Below are 19,063 nucleotides of genomic sequence, written 5' to 3'. Positions count from 1 at the left end.
TTGCCCCTACCCGTGATCACTGGAGTGTCAGCGCAGATCTTCACAAAAGAGAAGCAGCATGGAATGCATGCAATCGAAGCCGGGTGAAGGCAGCTCCGTTCTGTTGGTGGTCGATGACTACCCGGAAAATCTCCTCAGCATGCGTGCCTTGCTGGAACGTCAGGACTGGCAGGTCATGACCGCCGCCTCGGGTATCGAGGCGCTGGGGTTGCTGCTCGAGCATGAGGTCGACCTGGTGCTGCTGGATGTGCAGATGCCCGGTATGGACGGGTTTGAAGTGGCGCGCTTGATGCAAGGTAGCCAGCGTACGCGTCTGACGCCGATCATCTTTCTGACCGCCAATGAACAGTCCCAGGATTCGGTGCTCAAGGGCTATGCCAGTGGCGCCGTGGATTACTTGTTCAAACCCTTCGATCCACAGATTCTCAAGCCCAAGGTCCAGGCCCTGCTCGAACAGCAGCGCAACCGGCGTGACCTGCAGCGCCTGAGCCAGGAGTTGGAAGCGGCTCGGGCCTTCAATGCCTCGGTCCTGGAAAATGCTGCCGAAGGCATCATGGTGGTCAACGAAGATGGTCGCATCCGCTTTGCCAATCCGGCGATTTCACGGTTGCTCAATGCCACGGTCGAAGAGCTGCAGGGTGCCGAATTCCTGAGCTATCTGCAGAGCCCCCATGTGCCGAACTGGTTTGGTTCGGATATCTACAGCTGTTATCGCAAAGGCGAGATCTGCCGCATGCACGATGCCGTCCTGCGCACTTCGCCAGGCCAGCCGCTGTCGGTGGCGTTGTCCTGCGCGCCCTTGCCGCTGGAGCAGAAAGCGATGGTGGTCACCGTGCTGGATATGTCGGTGGTGCGCCATCTCTATCAGCAGCTTGAGTACCAGGCGGTGACCGATCCGTTGACCGGCCTGCTCAACCGCCGCGGCTTCTACCAGGCGGCTGAAAGCTCTCTATTGCGGGTCGAGCGTCCGGGTAAGTCGCTGGTGCTGCTGTACCTGGATCTCGATGGCTTCAAGCGGGTCAACGACTCCCTTGGGCATGATGCCGGCGACCGAGTGCTGCGCTGGGTCGCCGAGCAGCTCAAGGGCGGCCTGCGCCCCTATGACACGCTGGCGCGCATGGGCGGTGACGAGTTCACGGCACTGATCGAAGTGGTGTTTGCCGAGCAGGCCGCCAAGGTCGCGGAGAAACTGATTGAGCGAATCTCGGTCCATCAGCAGATCGACGGACTGGAGGTCGTACTGGGGGCGAGTATCGGCATTGCGATCTATCCCGATTGCGGTTCCAACCTGGACGGCCTGCTGCGTGCGGCGGATATCGCCATGTACGAAGCTAAGCGCGCCGGCCGTCAGCAGTATCGCTACTACGACCAGGAAATGAATGGGCGTGCCCGCTCGCGCCTGATGCTTGAGGAAAGCGTGCGCGAGGCTATTGAAAGCAAGGACTTCACCCTGGTCTACCAGCCCCAGGTGGCGCTAGGCGATGGCCGTTTGCGCGGCTTCGAAGCCTTACTGCGCTGGCAGCACCCGAGTGTCGGCGATGTGCCGCCGGGGTTGTTCCTGCCTTTGCTCGAAGAGGCCCGCTTGATCAGCCGGCTCGGCAGCTGGATTTATCAGCAGGCCACAACCCAGCGTCAGAGTTGGAATTCGGTGTTTGCCGAGGACCTGATCCTGGCCGTCAGCTTGAGCAGCACCCAGTTCAGCATGCCCAACCTGCCGGCCGAGCTGGCGCAGGTGATCGAACGCAGTGAGCTCAAGCCCTGGCAACTGGAGGTCGAGGTGACCGAGGCCGCCTTGATGCAGAACCTAGAAGAGGCCGCCAAGCAACTGCGCCAGCTGCGAGCCTTGGGCATACGCATCGCCCTCGATGATTTCGGTACGGGCAATTGCTCGTTGACCCAACTGCGTGATCTGGAAATCGACACTCTCAAGCTCGACCGTCATCTGGTTGCTCGTCTGCTTGACTCACCGCGCGATGCGGCGCTGGCCGGCAGTATTATCCAACTGGCCAGCCAGTTCGGGCTGCAGGTGATTGCCGAGGGTGTCGAAACGCGTGAACAGTACCAATGGCTCCAGGCTGCCGGTTGCCAGTTCATCCAGGGGTTTCTGGTCGCCCGGCCGTTGACCGAAAAGGTCGCCAGCGGCTTTGCGCCGACCTTCGACTGGAGCGCGCTGGGCAGCTGAATTGGCTACACTGGCGGCCTTCAAGTCTGTCGATGCCGCTTGCCCATGACGCCACTCAAATACCTCCAGGCCTACCCTGCCGCGTTGCAGGACCAAGTGCGCCAACTGATCGAGCGCGATCAACTGGGCGACTACCTGCACAAGCGCTACCCCGATCGTCACGGGATCCAGAGCGACAAGGCCTTGTACAGCTACACCCTGGGGCTTAAGCAGGAACACCTGCGCAATGCGCCGGCCATCGACAAGGTGCTGTTCGACAACCGCCTCGACCTGACTCATCGCGCCCTTGGCCTGCACACGGCGATCTCGCGGGTGCAGGGCGGCAAGCTCAAGGCCAAGAAGGAAATCCGCATCGCGTCGCTGTTCAAGGACGCGGCGCCGCAGTTTCTGAAGATGATCGTGGTCCACGAGCTGGCGCATCTCAAGGAGTCGGATCACAACAAGGCGTTCTACCAGCTGTGTGAGTACATGCAGCCGGGTTATCACCAACTGGAGTTCGATCTGCGGGTCTACCTGACCTACCGCGACCTGCCGGGCAGGACCGGTTAACTCCGCGACAAGGAATCGGCGATGGAAGTCAGCAAGACCAAGAGCAGTTTCTACCGGCGCCTGTATGTGGCCTGGCTGATCGACAGCCAGACCGCCAGCAGTGTTCCGGCCCTGACCGAGTTGACCGGTATGCCCCGGCGCACGGCACAGGACACTATCGCGGCCCTGGCCGACCTGGATATCGTCTGTGAGTTCGAGCAGCAAGACGGCGCACGCAATCACGCCGGGCATTACCGTATTCGCGACTGGGGGGCGATCGACAAGCGCTGGATTGGCGAGCACCTGACGCAGTTGCGCCAGGTGCTGGGCTATCCCTGAGGCGGATCAGTTCTTGCGCATGCCGATATGGGCGATGTTGTCTTCCAGATATTCCTCGCCCACGGCGGCAAAGCCATAGCCGGCGTAGTACGCCTGCAGGTGGGCCTGGGCAGAGAGATAGATCGACTGCTCGGGCCAGTGTTTCTCGGCCTGCTTGAGGGCCTGCGCCATCAACTCGTGCCCCAGCCCCTGGCCGCGAACCGCCGCCGCCGTCGCCACTCGGCCGATCACCACATCGCCGCCCTGGGAATCAGGGTCCAGCAGGCGGGCATAGGCCACCAGTTCCTCGTCCTGCCAGGCCATCAGATGGCAGGTGTCGCCTTGTAGATCCTGGCCGTCGACCTCCTGATAGGAGCAGCGTTGTTCGACCACAAAGACCGCTGTACGCAATTGCAAAATGGCGTAGAGCTGCTCCTTGCCCAAGTCGCTGTGATGTTTGCAGACCCATTGGATGGACATGGCGAATTCCCTTAAATAAAAAAGTCCGGGGTGATACTAAGCTGCCTGCCCGCGAGCGCCAAATAACCGGACGAAGTTTGCGTCTTTTGGCTGTTTCAAATTCAGATAAGGCTATTTGCCATTATTGGTTTTGCTCGCATCGGTCATCTTTGTGTAATCTGCGTCGGTGCGTTTTTCCAGCGCCAGGATGAGCTAGGGTTAGTGCTTAGGTAATGGCTTTATGCCTAGCCTTGAGTTTCGACGCTTTGCCATTAATGCCGGGCGTCCGCCCGCTAAGGATCTTGAGCATGTCGCGATTGCATCGAGCTTTTGCTTTGCTGGGATTGATGGTGTTCGCAGGCAGTGCCATGGCGGAGCGTTTGCGCCTGGTGGCGGATGCTTGGCCACCTTTTACCGACGCCACCCTGGTCAATGGCGGTTTAGCCACTGATCTTGTCAGTACTGCCCTGGCACGTGCCGGCTACAGCAGCGAATTCGAGCAGGTGCCTTGGGCCAGAGCCCTGCTGGGCATTGGCGAGGGGCGTTACGACGTGTTGGTCAATGCCTGGTACAACCAGGAACGCACGAAGCTGGGGCAGTTTTCTGCGGAGTACCTGCTCAACCGAGTGCTCTTTCTCAAGCGCAAAGACTCGCCCATCGAATACAACAATCTGCAGCAACTGCACCAGTACCCGGTGGCGGTGGTGCGCGGTTATGCCTATTCCAGCGAGTTCGACAACGACGTCGATTTGCAGAAGATCCCGGTACACAGCTTTGCCATGGCGGTGCGCATGCTGGCGGCGGGACGGGTCAAGCTGACCGTCGAGGACGAGTACGTGGCGCGCTATTACCTGGCGCGCGAGTCGAAAAAGGTCCGGGAACAGGTCGAATTCCTGCCCAAGGCGCTGAGCGAGAACAGTCTGCATATCCTGGTCAGCCTGAAAAACCCCGAGCACCAGCAGATCGTCGCCGGTTTTGATCGCGCTATCGCCGCGATGAAAGCCGATGGCAGCTACGCGCGCCTGCTCCAGCAGCACGGTTTGTAAACCCCTTCCAATCCTGCGCAGCCTCGCGGCAGCGGTTGGCGCCAGCTGTGTCTACGAAACGGTGGGCCCTTGCTCGCCATCGCGGATCAGGTGCGCGGCCAGGGTCCGTAATGGCCCCAACTGGCGACAGATCTGGGCGAGTTGGGTCTGGACCAGCCGCTGGCTTTCTTCGATCTCGTCGGGCATTTGCTCCAGCTCGCTGGCCAGGGCCTCTTCGACATCGCTGTGGATGGCCACCGGCTGCTTGTTCGCCAGGCCCTGGGCGATTTCGTCGATGCTTGTGGCCAGGGTGGCAGCCACTCCGTCGATCAGGTGCTCGCGTACCGCTTCCGGCAACTGGGTATCGCGGTGGGCGCCCAGGCCCGACAGGTAACTGAGCAGGGTGTGGGAGAGCACCAGAAAGCGAAAGCCCACGTCCGCCTCCTTACGAAAGTGCCCCGGCTCCATCAGCATATTAGCCAGGGTGGTCGACAGCGCCGCGTCGGCATTGTGAGCGTTGCGGCGGGCCAGGCGGTAGGCCAGGTCGTCGCTCTTGCCCTGGGCGTATTGCTGCATGATCTGGCGCAGATAGAGGCTGTTGCAGCTCAGGGTATTGGCCAGCACTTTGTTCAGGCGCCGACCCTGCCAGTCCGGCAGGAACAGGAACACCGCCAGCCCCGCGATCAGGCTGCCCAGCAGCGTATCGAACAGTCGTGGCAGCAGTAGCCCGTAACCATCACCGACCTGGTTGAAGCAGAACAACACCATCAACGTGATTGCCGCTGTGGCCAGGGTGTAGCGGCTGGTACGGTTGATAAAGAACACCACCCCGGCCGCAATGGCGAACAGCGATTGCACCAGCGGGCTGGGGAAAAGATCGAACAGCACCCAGGCGACGACCAGGCCGATGGCCGTGCCGATAATCCGCTGGCCGAGTTTGCGTCGGGTCGCACCGTAGTTCGGCTGGCAGACAAACAGCGTGGTGAGGATGATCCAGTAGCCCTGGGATGGATGCACCAGGTGCACCATGCCATAGCCGATGCTCAGCGCCAGTGGCAGACGCAGGGCGTGGCGAAACAGCAGCGAGGTGGGCGTCAGTTGGGTGCGCAAACGGCTCCAGACATCCTTGAGATTGCGCGGCGAGCGGTCCAGCAGGCTGCTGTCGCTGGCGTCGGCCAGGCTGTCCGGATTGCTGGCATCGCTGAGCAGACGGTCAAGGGTGGCGAGGTTGGCAGCCAGGGCCCGCAACGAGCGCAACAAACTGCGCCAGGCCGGGTTGCTCTGGATGCGCAGGTGCTCCAGGGAGGCATTCAGATCGCCCAGGGCCTCGGCGAAACTGGCGTCGTAGACGAATGGCTGACGCAACTGGATCGATTCGGCGAGGGCCTGGCAGGCCTTGCCTTGCTGGCGCAGCAGGCGCTGACAGCGAAACAGCACGTCGCTATGAAAGAACGCCTCGGCCAGGGCGTTGTAGGGATAATGGGAAGAACTGGCGCGTTCGTGGATGTCCTGGGCGAGGAAATACAGCTTCAGGTAGCGGCTGACCTTGGAGCCCGGCCGGCCATTGCCGACCCGGTGCAGGATGATTTCCTTGGCCGCATTCAGCGCCGCGACCACTCGACCGTTCTGCTGGGCCAGTTCCAGGCGCCGGGCCTCCACATCCATCTGCCGAATCGGTTCGAACAGCGATGACTTCAGCTTGAGGTAATAGCCCAGCTCGCGAAACAGCCGCGCCAGGCTCTGCTGTACCGGTTGGTTGGAAAACAGGACCTGCCAGAGGACCGAAAGCAGCCCATACCAGGCGGCACCGGCCACCAGCAGCACGGGTTCGTGCCAGAAGTCGGTGACAGCCCCGCCGCGCTGGTCGACTCCGATCATGGTGTAGACCGACAGAATCAGCGTTGCCGAGGCAATGGCTCCATAGCGTTCGCCCAGGGCGCCGAGCATGGTCAGGGCGAAACTGGCCAGGGCCAGGGCGATGGCGAAGATCCAGGGGTAGGGGAAAAGCAGTTCGACAGAGAAAGCCGCGACGGAAAAACACACCAGGGTCACGGCCAGGGCATTGAGGCGGCCTTGCCAGCTGTCATCGGTCTCGGCGAGGGCGCTGGCGATAATCCCGAGGAACAACGGAATCAGCAGGCCCATCTCGTCCTGATACCAGCACAGCGCCATGGTGCCGGTCAGGGCGATAAAGACCCGCACGCTGTAGCTGAATTTATCCAGGGCCCAGAGGCGGCGAAGCGACTGATTGAACGAAGTGGAAGCCATAGGGACTGCAAGTGGCAAGGAGGAAGTGACAAGCTACAAGCTTCCAGCGACTGGCTGCAAGTGAAGAGCAGGCCGACGGCTCTTGCTGTTTGTCACGCAAAGTTTGCCGCTGGTGCTAAACGAATTGGGCGGCCGCGTAGCCGGATGCCCAGGCCCATTGAAAGTTGAAGCCGCCCAGGTGGCCGCTGACATCCAGCACTTCACCGATAAAGTACAAGCCCGGGCTTTTCAGCGATTCCATAGTCTTGGACGAGACTTCGCGCGTATCGACGCCACCCAGGGTCACTTCGGCCGTGCGGTAGCCTTCGGTGCCGGCCGGTACCACGTGCCACGCGCTCAACCGGCTGGCGACTTCGGCCAGTTCGGCGGGGGTGTACTGCTTCATCGGCTTGGATACAAACCAGTGCTCGCTGATCAGGTTGGCCATTTTCTTGGTGAACAACTCGCCCAGCAGGGTTTTCAGCTCGCTGTTCGGGCGCTCGGCCTGTTGGCCTTGCAGCCATTGGAGCGCGTCGTGGTCAGGCAGCAGATTGATCTCGACGCTGTCGCCCGGCTCCCAGAACGAGGAAATCTGCAGGATTGCCGGGCCACTCAGGCCGCGGTGGGTGAACAGGATATTTTCGCGAAAGCTCTGGCTGTTGCAGCTCACCAGGCAGTCCACCGACGTACCGGACAGCTCGCTGCACAGTGCCTTGAGCTGGTCGGTAATGGTGAACGGCACCAGGCCGGCCCGGGTCGGCAGGAGCATATGGCCGAACTGCTTGGCAATCTGATAGCCGAAGCCAGTGGCCCCCAGAGTCGGGATCGACAGGCCCCCCGTGGCGACAACCAGGGACTGGCAGTCCAGTTGCCCGAGCGTGGTCTGCAGCCGGTAGCCGCTGTCGAGCTTGTCGATCTGCTGCACCGAGGTGTCCAGGTGAAGGCTGACGCCGGCTTGTTCGCACTCGTTGAGCAGCATTTCGAGGATGTCGCTGGATTTGTTATCGCAAAACAGCTGCCCGAGCTTTTTCTCGTGATAGGGCACGCCATGCTTGGCAACCATCGCGATGAAATCCCACTGGGTATAGCGGGCCAGGGCGGACTTGCAGAAGTGCGGGTTCTGGGACAGGAAGTTGCCCGGCTCCGTGTACATATTGGTGAAGTTGCAGCGCCCGCCGCCGGACATCAGGATCTTTTTGCCAGCCTTGTTGGCGTGGTCGATCAGCATCACCTTGCGCCCGCGTGCGGCGGCACTGAAGGCGCACATCAAGCCTGCGGCGCCAGCGCCGATAATCACAACTTCAGTAGCGGGCACAACGATGTCCTCGGGAAAATAATGTCGGCAGAACCTGATCTCGTGGCGCTTGTCGCCAAGCGCCGGGGCGTAGTTACAGGATGCGTACGCGTAGCGAACGACCCTTGATCTTGCCGTCGTTCAGGCGTTGCAGGGCTTGCTTGGCAATCGCGCGATCCACCGCCACATAGGCCTGGAAATCGAAGATGGCGATCTTGCCGACCTGGGCGCCGGGGATGCCCGCATCGCCGGTCAAGGCGCCGAGGATGTCGCCCGGACGGACCTTGTCCTTGCGCCCGGCACCGATGCACAGGGTGCTCATGGCCGGCAGCAGGGGGCCACCGCCTTTGGAAACGAGGCTGTCGAGCTGTTCCCAGTTCAACGGCGACTTCTGCAGTTGCTCGATGGCTTGGGCGCGATGGGCCTCGGACGGTGCGACCAGGCTGACGGCCAGGCCTTTTTCACCGGCACGGCCGGTACGCCCGACGCGGTGGATATGGATTTCCGAATCGCGGGCCAGTTCCACGTTGATCACCATGTCCAGCGCATCGATATCCAGGCCGCGAGCGGCGACGTCGGTCGCGACCAGTACCGAGGTGCTGCGGTTGGCAAACATCGCCAGTACCTGGTCGCGATCGCGCTGCTCCAGGTCGCCGTGCAGGCCGACGGCAGACATGCCCTTGGCGGTCAGGTGGTCGACGGTTTCCTGGACCTGCTGCTTGGTAAAGCAGAAAGCCACGCACGATTGCGGGCGGAAGTGGTTGAGCACCTTGACCACGGCATCCATGCGCTCATCCGGGGAAATTTCGTAGAAACGCTGCTCGATCTCGCTGTCGGCGTGCATCGCCTCGGATTTGACCTGTTGCGGGTTGCGCATGAACTTGGAGGCCAGCTGCTTGATGCCCACCGGGTAAGTGGCGGAAAACAGCAGGGTCTGCCGGCGCTCGGGGGTCTGGGCGATGATTTCTTCGATCGGGTCGTAGAAGCCCATGTCGAGCATGCGGTCGGCTTCGTCGAGGATCAGGGTGTTGAGGCCGTGCAGGACCAGCGAACCCTTGCGCAGGTGCTGCTGGATGCGTCCCGGGGTGCCGACGATGATGTGCGCGCCGTGCTCCAGGGAGGCGATCTGTGGGCCGAAGGAGACGCCGCCGCACAGGGTCAGGACCTTGATATTGTCTTCGGCGCGGGCCAGGCGGCGGATTTCCTTGGCGACCTGGTCGGCCAGCTCGCGCGTTGGGCAGATCACCAGCGCCTGGCAACCGAAGAAGCGCGGATTGATCGGGTTCAGCAGGCCGATGCCAAAGGCGGCGGTCTTGCCGCTGCCGGTCTTGGCCTGGGCGATCAGGTCCATGCCCTTGAGGATCACCGGCAAGCTTTGCGCCTGGATCGGCGTCATCTGGGTGTACCCGAGGGAGTCGAGGTTGGCCAGCATGGCGTCAGACAGCGGCAAAGTATTAAAAGCGGTGGCGATGGTGGTCACGGGACTGGCCTGCAAAACAAAATGTCGCGCAGTGTACCAGTCCCGCTCCGTTTACCTGTAATTACTGGACGAGAAGCCTTCGTCGATCAATCAGTGCTCGATATGTTCCTGGGGGATGCTGGCCCGGCGGCCGTCCTTGGGCGAGAGTTGCAGAAAGATCGCCGCGGCCAGCATTGCCATGATGCCAACGGTCAGGAACGTCAGCTGGAAGGCGCCGAGTACCGTCTCGACCCCGTCGTTGCCGACTTCGGCGGTAAAGCCGCCGAGCAGCGCGCCGGCACAGGCCACGCCCAGGCTCAGGGACAGCTGTGCGACCACCGAGAGCAGGCTATTGCCGCTGCTGGCGCTGGCGTCGTCGAGGTCAATCAGGGTCACGGTGTTCATCGCCGTGAACTGCAAGGAGTTGATCGCCCCGAGTACCGCGAGCATCGCCAGCAACAGCGGGTACGGCGTGTTTTGGTCGACCAGCCCCATACTGGCCAGCATGATCCCCAGCAGCAGGGTGTTGCCGGTCAGCACGGTGCGATAGCCCAGGCGCTCGATCAGTGGCCGTGCCACCGACTTGGCCAGCATGGCCGCACCTGCCAGGGGCAGCATGCTCATGCCGGCCTGTGACGGTGAGTAGCCCAGGGCGATCTGCAACAGCAGCGGCACCAGGAACGGCAGGGCGCCGCTGCCCAGGCGGGCGAACAGATTGCCGAGGATGCCGACGGCAAAAGTCCGGGTCTTGAACAGCGTCGGCGAGAACAGGGGGTTGTCGATATGCCCGGCTCGCAGCCAGTAGGCGGCCAGGCAGGCCATGCCGCCAAACAGCAACAGCATCACCCGCAGATGGGGCAGATGCAGTTCGCCCAGGCCTTCCATGGCGATGGTGATCAGCACCATCGCTGCGCCGAACAGGATAAAGCCCAGGCCATCGAAGCGGGTGCGCTCGCTGCCGCGCAGATCGGGGATAAAGCGCCAGACCGCGTAGCAGCCCACGGCCCCCACCGGCAGGTTGATCAGGAAGATCCAGTGCCAGGTCAGGTACTCGACCATCCAGCCGCCCATGGTCGGGCCGATCAAGGGCCCCAGCAGCCCGGGGATGGTGATAAAGCCCATGATCCGCACCAGCTCCGAGCGCGGATAGGCCCGCAGCACCACCAGGCGCCCGACCGGCAGCATCAGTGCGCCGCCCAGGCCCTGGATAACACGGGCGCCGATCAGTTGGCCAAGGGAGGTGGATAAGGCACACAGCAGCGAGCCGATGCTGAACAGCAGGATCGCGCCGAAGAAAATTTTCTTGGTGCCAAAGCGGTCGGCGATCCAGCCGGACGCGGGAATCAGCAAGGCCACGCTGAGCATGTAGGCGATGACCACCCCTTGCATGCGCAGCGGGTCTTCGGCCAGGTCGCGGGCCATGGCCGGCAGGGCGGTATTGAGGATGGTGCCGTCCAGGGACTGCATGAAGAAGGCGATGGCTACCACCCAGGGCAGCCAGCACGCGGTCTTTGCATCGAGTAGGGCGCGTTCGGGCATGGAGAACTCTTTGTTGGCCGGGGCTGCAGGTGCAAGCCTAGCAGCCGTGAACGATGTGCAGGAGCCCGCTTGCTGGCAATCTTTTGCCCCCTGATCAAGGGGCTCGCGAGCCGATGCGCGTCTACAGGGTCAGGGTCAGGCGTTTGACCAGGGCTCCAGGCAGCAGGCTGGACGCGGTCTGGCGTTGCTCATAGGTACTGGCCGAGAGAATCAGCTCGCGCTCGGCAGTCAGGGCCTGCAACTGCGAACCCAGCAGGCTGTACACGCTGTCGTCGAAGCGCATGGTCGCGACGGGCGCCTGGATCTGGCCATCCTCCACCCAGAAAGTGGCGAAACGGGTCATCCCGGTCAACCGTGCAGCCGACGGGTCGGAGTAGTTCAGGTACCAGAGGTTGCTGATGTAAAGGCCGGTGCCCAGTTGTTCCAGGATTTGCGCCTGGTGCAGGTCGCCGGCGGCCATGGCCAGTGAGCTTGGGTACTCGCATGGGCTGGCGCCATTGGCGCTCAGGCCGTATTCGGCAGCGCTGCGCGAGTTGACCAGTTGTGCGCCGGATTGGCCAGCGACCACCAGCCTCAGGTCCTGGCGCGGGTAGCCTTCACTGGAAAACGCCGGGCTTAGGGAGCCGCTGACCTGCTCATCGAAGCCCACGAGCGGACTCAGCGCGGCGTCGCCCGCGTACAAGCGCTGCAACGGGCTGTGCTTGCTGGCGATGGCCTGGGCCGAGAACCCGCCCCAGGCCAGCATGCCGATGATTTCATCGATGGCTGCCGGGGCCAGGTAGGCGCGGTATTCGCCGGGCGGCAGGGTGCGCAATGGTCGGTCGAGAAATGCCAACTGTTCGCGCGCCTGCTCGAAACGCCCGGCAAACGCGTCGCTGTCCCAGGTGTCGCCTGCGTAGCTGGCTTTCACCGCCTGGCCATTGGCATGGAACAGGCTCCAGTCGAAGTTGAAGCTATTGGCCTGGTGCCAGCCAAAGGCTCCGTTTGAATGGGCAAAGCCGCGGCTGATAGGGCCGGCCGCATAGAAGCCGACCAGATCGAGGTCGGCGGCGGCGCGGCTGATCTCATCGAGGACCCGGGCCGTGTCCGGCAGCGGCCGATCCTGCACGCTGTTACTTTGCCAAGGGGTCGGGTTGGGCAACAGATAGGGGTCGGGCGGCAGCAACGGCAGGGTTTCGCGCAGCTGTTGCAGGCCCTGGGCGAGGCGCTGGCGATCCTGGGCCGGATCATCGCAGAGGGTCAGTGTCAGGTCGGCATGGCGGCCCTGGTCGATCAGCTTCAGGCGCAGGCTCGCCTGCTGGACCTGGCCGGCCTGGCGGACCCTGGCGTGGTTGAAGCGGATAAATTGCGAAGACTCGGCGTCATAGCCCAGGCTGAACTGCTCGGAGTCGCGCAATGTGGCGCGCAGCTCGTCGACCAGCGCCTGGAAATGCTCGGCCTGACTCAAGGTGGTACGCATCAGGCGTCTCCTCCAAACACATCGATCTTGCTGAAGACACAGGCCGGCGACGCATGGCCGACCCGCACCACCTGGTTCGGCTCACCCTTGCCGCAGTTCGGTGTGCCCAGCACCTTGAACGTACTGGCATCGCCAACGGCGCTGAGGTTGCGCCAGAACTGCGCGGAAATGGCCCGGTAGTTGGGGTTCTTCACGACGCCCTGGAGTTCACCGTTCTCGATCAACTGGCCCCACTCGCAACCGAACTGGAATTTGTTGCGTGCATCGTCGATGGACCACGAGCGGTTGGTCGACATCAGGATGCCGTGCTCGATGCCGCCGATCAATTGCTCCAGCGACTGGTCGCCAGGCTCGATATTGAGGTTGGCCATGCGGTCGATGGGCGGGCGATTCCAGTTGCAGGCGCGGCTGTTGGCGACGCCTTCCAGGCCGCTGCGGTATTGCGACAGCGCGCCTCCCAGGGGGCGGAGCAGCAGGCCGTCGCGGATCAGGAATTCCTTGCGTGCCGGGCTGCCGTCATCGTCATGGCCATAACTGGCGAGCTGTTCCGGGATACCGGGATCGAAGGTCACATTCAGCAACGTCGAACCGTATTGCAGATGGCCGAAGTCGCTGGCTTTGACAAAGCTGGTGCCGGCGTAGTTGCGCTCATCACCGAGGATCCGGTCCAGCTCCAGCGGGTGGCCGATGGATTCATGGATCTGCAGGATCATCTGGTCAGGCATCAGCAGCAGGTCGCGCTGGCCGGTCGGCGTATTGGGCGCCAGCAGCAATTGCAGGGCCTGGTCGGCGACCTCGGGCGCGGCGCCGATCAGCCCGCAGCGCTCGATCACCGCGGCGCCGCCCTGCTGGCCGAAGTTCTCCCGGCCGAGGCTGCGGGTCTGGCTGTCGTTGCCGGCGTAGGCGGTGACTGCCAGGCCAGGGAAGACGAAGCGCTGGGCCTGGCGCAGCTCGGCGCCGGCGCTGTTGAGGTAGATCTGCTCGACGCAACTGACGCCCAGGCTGACTTGCCAATTGACCAGCCGTTCGTCCCGGGGCACGGCGGCGGACTCGGCGCCCAGCAGGGCATAGCACTCGGCGATGGTGGGGAAGGCCTGCTCCAGTTCCGGCGAGAGATAGTCCGTACGGGCGCTGGACACTGGCTGTTCGCGCAGGTCGAGCAGGGCGTGCGGGGCCATCAGCCTGGCCTGTTGCTCGGCACGGTCCAGGGCGGCTTGCAGGCCCTGGCGGGAAGTATCGTGGGTGGCGGCATAGGCTTCGACGCCATTGACGCGCACGGTCAGCATCGCCCCTTCGTCACGGCCCAGGCTGGGCGGCTCGGCGACATTCTTGCGCACCGACAGGTACTGGCCGGCCTCGCGCACGTAGCGCAGGGAAAAGAACTCGGCGCGGCTGCGCAGGGCAGCGAAGTGCTGCTTGAGCTGGGGGTGGAAGTCGAACATGCGCGGTGGCCTTGGTCGGGGTACAGGGGCGAAGGGATCGCGAGCGGTGTCGCGCCTGCACAGGTGTGCCTGGGCAGGCGCTCAGGGGGCGTCAGACCGGGCAGCCCTTGGCGCGCAGGATGGCGTCGAAGCGATCAGGGTCCAGGGTGCCGGCCTCGATGGCGGCCAGGGTGGCCTGTTCGCGGGCCAGCAGGTCGTGGCAGCGCACCAGCAGTTCCGGCAGCTCACTGCGCGAGGCCGCGACCACGCCGTCGCCATCGCCGATCATCAGGTCGCCGGGGGCAACCAGCATGCCGGCGCAAGAGATCGGCACGTTGATCTCGCCGCCGCCGTCGGTGCTTGGGCCACGGTGTACGCCGCCGATGGCATAGGCCGGCAGCTCGCCGGTTTGCCATTCATCGAGGTCGCGCAGGGCGCCATTGATGACCACGCCGACGATGCCGGCCTTGAGCGCCATCGCGCGCATGATGCCGCCGAAGACCGCGCGGGTCAGGTCGGCACTGCCGTCGATCACCAGCACATCGCCAGGGCGGGCCATCTGCATGGCCTTGAGGATCATCAGGTTGTCGCCGGGGCGCACGCGCACGGTCAGGGCGCTACCGAGCATCGGCGCATTGCCATGGAAGGCCTTGAGGCCCAGGCCGCCGACGTTGCGACCGAGGCAGTCGCTGACAGCGGCGGCGGGAATCTTGCTGAATTCCTTCAGCCATTTTGGATCGAGGGGCTCAACGTTCGGGTTGATCAGGTAGCCGGTGGGCCATTTGCTCGAAGAAACGACATCAAACATGGGAAAGCCTCGTGGCCAGCCAGGTGGCGGCGTATCGATTGGGGCGCGGAGATGAAACGTTTGCGCGGCTCTAGAGTAGGCCGGCAGACGGTGAGGGGGCAAGGGCGTGGCCGCGCGAGGGGCCCCCGCCGCCGGCCAAAAGGGCGGTGGGCCCTGGCCGCGGCGGGTGCGCGCGGTTACCCGGCGCTGGAACCTACATCACGCAGCGGCTGGCCACGCACAGGGGCCGTGCCGGCCACGTAGTAGGGGGCCTGGCTACGGGGCAACGGCTGGCGCCCACGGATTTTGTCGGCGATTTTCTCGGCGATCATGATCGTTGGCGCATTCAGGTTGCCGGTCGTGATGATCGGCATGATCGACGCATCGATCACGCGCAGGCCCTGCAGGCCATGGACGCGACCCTGGCCATCGACCACCGCCATCTCGTCGCTGCCCATCTTGCACGAGCAGGACGGGTGGAACGCGGTCTCGGCGTGTTCGCGGACAAACCGGTCCAGCTCTGCATCGCTCTGCACCTCGATGCCCGGGCTGATCTCGCGACCGCGAAACGCATCGAGCGCTGGTTGCTGCATGATCTCGCGGGTCAGGCGGATACCGTCGCGAAACTCCTGCCAGTCCTGCTCGCTGGCCATGTAGTTGAAGAGAATGCTCGGGTGCTCGCGCGGGTCTTTGGATTTGAGCTGGATGCGCCCGCGGCTCGGTGAGCGCATGGAACCCATATGGGCCTGGAAGCCGTGCTCCTTCACGCCATTGCTGCCGTTGTAGTTAATCGCCACCGGCAGGAAGTGATACTGGATGTTCGGCCATTCGAATTCCTCACGGGTGCGGATAAATCCGCCGGCTTCGAACTGGTTGCTGGCGCCGATCCCGGTGCCTTTGAATAACCATTCGGCGCCGATGGCCGGTTGGTTCCACCACAGCAGCGACGGGTAGAGGGACACCGGCTGGGTGCAGGCGTACTGCAGATAGAGTTCTAGGTGATCCTGCAGATTTTCGCCGACGCCCGGCAGGTCATGTACCACGGGGATGTCCAGGCTTTCGAGCAAGCTGGCCGGGCCGACGCCGGAACGCTGGAGAATCTGCGGTGACGCAATGGCTCCGCTGCACAGCAGCACTTCCTTGCGGGCCGTGGCCTCGATCGGCTCCATGGCGCTGCCGACCAGATAGCGCACACCGCTGGCCCGCTTGCCGTCGAATAGAATCCGGTCAGTCAGGGCATGGGTGACGATAGTCAATGTGTTGCGTTGCTTGGCCGTGTCCAGGTAACCGCGTGCGGTACTGGCGCGTCGGCCATTGGGCGTGACAGTGCGATCCATCGGCCCGAAGCCTTCCTGCTGGTAGCCGTTGAGGTCTTCGGTGCGCGGGTAGCCGGCCTGTACACCGGCCTCGACCATGGCGTGGAACAACGGGTTATTGCCGGCCTTGGGTGTGGTCACGCTGACGGGGCCATCGCCGCCGTGATAGTCGTTGGGGCCGATATCACGGGTTTCTGCTTTGCGAAAATACGGCAGGCAATCGAGGTAGCTCCAGTCTTCCAGGCCAGGTAGCTTGGCCCAGCCGTCATAGTCCATGGCGTTGCCGCGGATGTAGCACATGCCGTTGATCAGTGAGGAGCCGCCGAGGCCCTTGCCGCGTCCGCACTCCATCCGCCGGCCGTCCATATGCGGCTCGGGATCGGTTTCGTAGGCCCAGTTGTAGCGCCGGCCCTGCAAGGGGTAGGCGAGGGCGGCGGGCATCTGGGTGCGAAAGTCGAAGCGGTAATCCGGCCCTCCGGCTTCGAGCAACAGCACGGTCACCCCGGGGTCCTCGGTCAAACGAGTCGCGAGGGTATTTCCGGCTGAGCCGGCGCCGATGATGATGTAATCAAACTCCTGAATCATAAGAGCTCCTGGGCTGCGAGCCGCCCGCTTCACGCTGCAAGAAGAAAGGCCGTGAAGCGGGCTCGCGTTGAATGGAGGTCGTGCGCCAAGCAGGCTGTTACCGGTACTTGGCGCTTGAAACTTGCGGGTTGTCGCTGTTTAGAACACCGAGTGGTATTCGCCAAGCTCGACCTGAACCGATTTGATCCGTGTGAAGTTGTTCAGCGAGCTGAGACCGTTTTCACGGCCCACGCCCGATTGCTTGTAGCCACCGACCGGCATTTTGGCGTCGGATTCGCCCCAGGCATTGATCCAGCAGATACCCGCTTCCAATTGATGAATCACCCGGTGGGCGCGGTTCAGGTCCTGGGTGACAACACCGGCAGCCAGGCCGAAGTCGGTGGCGTTGGCGCGGCGGATCACTTCGTCCTCGGTCTCGTAGGTGAGGATGCTCATCACCGGGCCAAAGATTTCTTCGCGCACGATGGTCATTTCGTCGGTGCAGTCAGTGAAGACCGTTGGCGCTACATAGGCGCCCTTGGCCAGGTCGCCAGCCGTCAGCCGCTCGCCACCGCACAGCACGCGGGCACCCTCGGCCTTGCCTTGGGCGATATAGCCCAGCACGCTTTCCATATGGGCAAAGCTGACCAGCGGGCCGAAGTTGGTGTTTTCGTCCTGGGGGTCACCCACGCGAATACGCGCGACGCGCTCGGCGATCTTGGCTTCGAAGGCGGCCAACAGGTGCTTGGGGACAAAGACCCGGGTGCCGTTGGTGCAAACCTGGCCCGAACTGTAGAAGTTGGCCATCATCGCGGTGTCGGCGGCGCGATCCAGGTCGGCATCGTCGAAGATGATCAGCGGCGACTTGCCGCCCAGCTCCATGGTCACTTCCTTGAGCGACGAACTCGAGGCGCTGGCCATGACTTTCTTGCCGGTGTCGGTGCCGCCGGTAAAGGAGACTTTTTCGATGCGCGGGTGTTCGGTCAGCCAGGTGCCGACTTCACGGCCGCTGCCGGTCAAAACGTTGAACACGCCAGCGGGCAGGCCAGCCTCGGTATAGATTTCGGCAAGCTTGAGGGTGGTCAGGGAGGTGACTTCACTCGGCTTGAAGATCATCGCGTTGCCGGCGGCCAGGGCCGGCGCGGATTTCCACAGGGCGATCTGGATCGGGTAGTTCCAGGCGCCGATACCGGCCACCACGCCCAGCGGCTCGCGACGGGTGTAGACGAAGGACGTGGGGCGCAGCGGGATCTGCTCGCCTTCGATGGCCGGCCCCAGGCCGGCATAGTATTCGAGCACGTCGGCGCCGGTGACGATATCGACGTAGCGGGTTTCGGAGTAGGCCTTGCCGGTGTCCAGGGTTTCCAGGGCGGCCAGTTCGTCGTTGCGCTCGCGCAGGATATCGACGGCGCGGCGCAGGATGCGCGAACGCTCCATGGCCGTCATGGCTGCCCAGATTTTCTGGCCCTTCTCGGCACTGGTCACGGCCCGCTCGACGTCCGCGAGGGTGGCGCGTTGCACGTGCGCGAGGACTTCACCGGTGGCCGGGTTGATGGCCTCGAAAGTCGCATCGCCGCTGGCGTCGGTGTAGCCACCGTCGATATAGAGTTTTTGCAGTTCGAAACGGGCCATAGTGTCCTCGCAAGTGCATAGAAGGGTGGGCGTTAACCGCCGGCCGAGTGCCTCGATACTGGGGCAACTCAAACCGGCAGCGGTTCAGGGACAGCGCGTTTGAGGGCGCTAGCTCACCTGCTTCGCCAATTGTAGATCCATGTATTCGTAGGCAATCCGTTGTGCCTGTTCGGTGTCGAACGCATCGCCCGACAACGCGCCGCGCAGCCACAAACCATCGATCAGGGCGGCCAGCCCGCGTGCTGCGCTGCGCGCTTCGGCCAGGGGCAATACCCGGCGGAACTGGCAGCACAGGTTGGAATACAGACGGTGGTCGTTGATCCGCTGCAACCGGTGCAATGAGGGCTGGTGCATGCTGGCGGCCCAGAAGGCCAGCCAGGTTTTCATGGCCGGACCGTTGACCTGGCTGGCGTCGAAGTTGCCTTCGATGATCACCTGCAGATGGGCCCGCGGGCTCTCGTCGGTCAATGCCTGGCGGCGTTCGGCGACATTCTCGATCAGCGCATTCATCAGATAGCGCATGGTGGCGGCGATCAGGCCGTTCTTGTCCTGAAAGTAGTGGCTGATGATGCCGTTCGAGACACCGGCCAGGCGGGCGATCAGCGCAATGCTGGCGTCCCCCATTCCGACCTGATCGACCGCCATCAACGTGGCTTCGATCAACTGCTGACGGCGTATGGGCTGCATACCGACCTTGGGCATCGGGTACTTCTCCTTGGGCCTGCGGGTGGCCGAACAACGGCTACGGGCATGAGGGCCAGTCTATTTTGTTTTGATTGAACGTTCAATCAACAAAAATAAGCTCTGCGATAAAACGTCACGGTTCGTGGGTT

At 63.1% G+C, this 19,063-nt stretch carries 15 protein-coding genes; 4 read left to right on the top strand and 11 right to left on the bottom strand.

All coding sequences use genetic code 11. The annotated features are described in order from the left end of the window. Nucleotides 1-58: 58 nt before the first annotated feature. From NPS46_RS08780 to NPS46_RS08770, 3 genes are read left to right on the top strand one after another with little or no spacing between them, the layout of a single operon-like run. Complete coding sequence (locus NPS46_RS08780) at nt 59-2,182, top strand: putative bifunctional diguanylate cyclase/phosphodiesterase (RefSeq protein WP_274106230.1); 2,124 nt, start codon at nt 59-61, stop codon at nt 2,180-2,182. Nucleotides 2,183-2,227: 45 nt separating this feature from the next. Further along, complete coding sequence (locus NPS46_RS08775) at nt 2,228-2,731, top strand: M48 family metallopeptidase (RefSeq protein WP_274106229.1); 504 nt, start codon at nt 2,228-2,230, stop codon at nt 2,729-2,731. Between the two features lie 21 nt (nt 2,732-2,752). Then, nucleotides 2,753-3,049, top strand: coding sequence for a winged helix-turn-helix domain-containing protein (locus tag NPS46_RS08770; RefSeq protein WP_274106227.1), 297 nt, complete (start codon nt 2,753-2,755; stop codon nt 3,047-3,049). Nucleotides 3,050-3,055: 6 nt separating this feature from the next. Here NPS46_RS08770 and NPS46_RS08765 read toward each other — a convergent pair whose 3' ends face one another. Continuing rightward, the gene (locus NPS46_RS08765; protein WP_274106225.1) at nt 3,056-3,508 is read right to left on the bottom strand and encodes a GNAT family N-acetyltransferase; all 453 of its coding nucleotides are present in this window, start codon (nt 3,506-3,508) and stop codon (nt 3,056-3,058) included. A gap of 287 nt (nt 3,509-3,795) precedes the next feature. Here NPS46_RS08765 and NPS46_RS08760 point away from each other — a divergent pair, with 287 nt between their 5' ends. Then, nucleotides 3,796-4,533: a substrate-binding periplasmic protein gene (locus NPS46_RS08760; RefSeq protein ID WP_274106223.1), complete on the top strand. Its 738-nt coding sequence runs from the start codon at nt 3,796-3,798 to the stop codon at nt 4,531-4,533. A 51-nt stretch (nt 4,534-4,584) separates the two neighbouring features. Here the strand turns inward: NPS46_RS08760 and yccS are convergent, their stop codons facing one another. The 10 genes from yccS to betI all read right to left on the bottom strand — a co-directional run bounded on the left by yccS (nt 4,585) and on the right by betI (nt 18,932). Then, entirely contained in the window at nt 4,585-6,780 is a 2,196-nt protein-coding gene (gene yccS / locus NPS46_RS08755) for a YccS family putative transporter (protein WP_274106221.1), read from the bottom strand. A 115-nt stretch (nt 6,781-6,895) separates the two neighbouring features. Next, entirely contained in the window at nt 6,896-8,074 is a 1,179-nt protein-coding gene (locus NPS46_RS08750) for an NAD(P)/FAD-dependent oxidoreductase (protein ID WP_274106219.1), read from the bottom strand. Nucleotides 8,075-8,147: 73 nt separating this feature from the next. Continuing rightward, nucleotides 8,148-9,485, bottom strand: a complete 1,338-nt coding sequence (gene dbpA / locus NPS46_RS08745) for an ATP-dependent RNA helicase DbpA (RefSeq protein WP_274107101.1) — start codon at nt 9,483-9,485, stop codon at nt 8,148-8,150. A gap of 138 nt (nt 9,486-9,623) precedes the next feature. Further along, on the bottom strand, nt 9,624-11,051 hold the full coding sequence (mdtD, locus tag NPS46_RS08740) for a multidrug transporter subunit MdtD (protein WP_274106217.1): 1,428 nt from the start codon (nt 11,049-11,051) through the stop codon (nt 9,624-9,626). A 121-nt stretch (nt 11,052-11,172) separates the two neighbouring features. Beyond that, nucleotides 11,173-12,510 carry a TldD/PmbA family protein gene (locus NPS46_RS08735; protein WP_274106215.1) on the bottom strand — a complete coding sequence of 446 codons (1,338 nt, stop codon included), beginning with the start codon at nt 12,508-12,510 and terminating at the stop codon, nt 11,173-11,175. Continuing rightward, the gene (locus NPS46_RS08730; RefSeq protein WP_274106213.1) at nt 12,510-13,952 is read right to left on the bottom strand and encodes a TldD/PmbA family protein; all 1,443 of its coding nucleotides are present in this window, start codon (nt 13,950-13,952) and stop codon (nt 12,510-12,512) included. Before NPS46_RS08730 ends, NPS46_RS08735 begins: the two co-directional genes overlap by 1 nt. Before the next feature lie 91 nt (nt 13,953-14,043). Beyond that, the gene (locus NPS46_RS08725; protein ID WP_054594399.1) at nt 14,044-14,739 is read right to left on the bottom strand and encodes an RraA family protein; all 696 of its coding nucleotides are present in this window, start codon (nt 14,737-14,739) and stop codon (nt 14,044-14,046) included. Between the two features lie 176 nt (nt 14,740-14,915). Beyond that, complete coding sequence (betA, locus tag NPS46_RS08720; RefSeq protein WP_274106211.1) at nt 14,916-16,619, bottom strand: choline dehydrogenase; 1,704 nt, start codon at nt 16,617-16,619, stop codon at nt 14,916-14,918. A 138-nt stretch (nt 16,620-16,757) separates the two neighbouring features. Continuing rightward, nucleotides 16,758-18,230, bottom strand: a complete 1,473-nt coding sequence (betB, locus tag NPS46_RS08715; protein WP_274106209.1) for a betaine-aldehyde dehydrogenase — start codon at nt 18,228-18,230, stop codon at nt 16,758-16,760. 108 nt (nt 18,231-18,338) lie between these two features. Next, on the bottom strand, nt 18,339-18,932 hold the full coding sequence (betI, locus tag NPS46_RS08710) for a transcriptional regulator BetI (protein WP_274106207.1): 594 nt from the start codon (nt 18,930-18,932) through the stop codon (nt 18,339-18,341). Nucleotides 18,933-19,063: the final 131 nt, after the last annotated feature.

Source organism: Pseudomonas putida, assembly GCF_028682395.1.
In the GTDB taxonomy this organism is placed as follows: Bacteria; Pseudomonadota; Gammaproteobacteria; order Pseudomonadales; family Pseudomonadaceae; genus Aquipseudomonas; species Aquipseudomonas putida_AB.
Note: the sequence above shows the minus strand (reverse complement) of the source record. Positions and strands in the feature narration are given on the sequence as shown.

Coding starts and splice junctions, on each gene's coding strand:
- NPS46_RS08780 (WP_274106230.1), top strand. CDS start 59: ATGGAATGCATGCAATCGAAGCCGGGTGAAGGCAGCTCCGTTCTGTTG.
- NPS46_RS08775 (WP_274106229.1), top strand. CDS start 2,228: ATGACGCCACTCAAATACCTCCAGGCCTACCCTGCCGCGTTGCAGGAC.
- NPS46_RS08770 (WP_274106227.1), top strand. CDS start 2,753: ATGGAAGTCAGCAAGACCAAGAGCAGTTTCTACCGGCGCCTGTATGTG.
- NPS46_RS08765 (WP_274106225.1), bottom strand. CDS start 3,508: ATGTCCATCCAATGGGTCTGCAAACATCACAGCGACTTGGGCAAGGAG.
- NPS46_RS08760 (WP_274106223.1), top strand. CDS start 3,796: ATGTCGCGATTGCATCGAGCTTTTGCTTTGCTGGGATTGATGGTGTTC.
- yccS (WP_274106221.1), bottom strand. CDS start 6,780: ATGGCTTCCACTTCGTTCAATCAGTCGCTTCGCCGCCTCTGGGCCCTG.
- dbpA (WP_274107101.1), bottom strand. CDS start 9,485: ATGCTGGCCAACCTCGACTCCCTCGGGTACACCCAGATGACGCCGATC.
- mdtD (WP_274106217.1), bottom strand. CDS start 11,051: ATGCCCGAACGCGCCCTACTCGATGCAAAGACCGCGTGCTGGCTGCCC.
- NPS46_RS08735 (WP_274106215.1), bottom strand. CDS start 12,510: ATGCGTACCACCTTGAGTCAGGCCGAGCATTTCCAGGCGCTGGTCGAC.
- NPS46_RS08730 (WP_274106213.1), bottom strand. CDS start 13,952: ATGTTCGACTTCCACCCCCAGCTCAAGCAGCACTTCGCTGCCCTGCGC.
- NPS46_RS08725 (WP_054594399.1), bottom strand. CDS start 14,739: ATGTTTGATGTCGTTTCTTCGAGCAAATGGCCCACCGGCTACCTGATC.
- betA (WP_274106211.1), bottom strand. CDS start 16,619: ATGATTCAGGAGTTTGATTACATCATCATCGGCGCCGGCTCAGCCGGA.
- betB (WP_274106209.1), bottom strand. CDS start 18,230: ATGGCCCGTTTCGAACTGCAAAAACTCTATATCGACGGTGGCTACACC.
- betI (WP_274106207.1), bottom strand. CDS start 18,932: ATGCCCAAGGTCGGTATGCAGCCCATACGCCGTCAGCAGTTGATCGAA.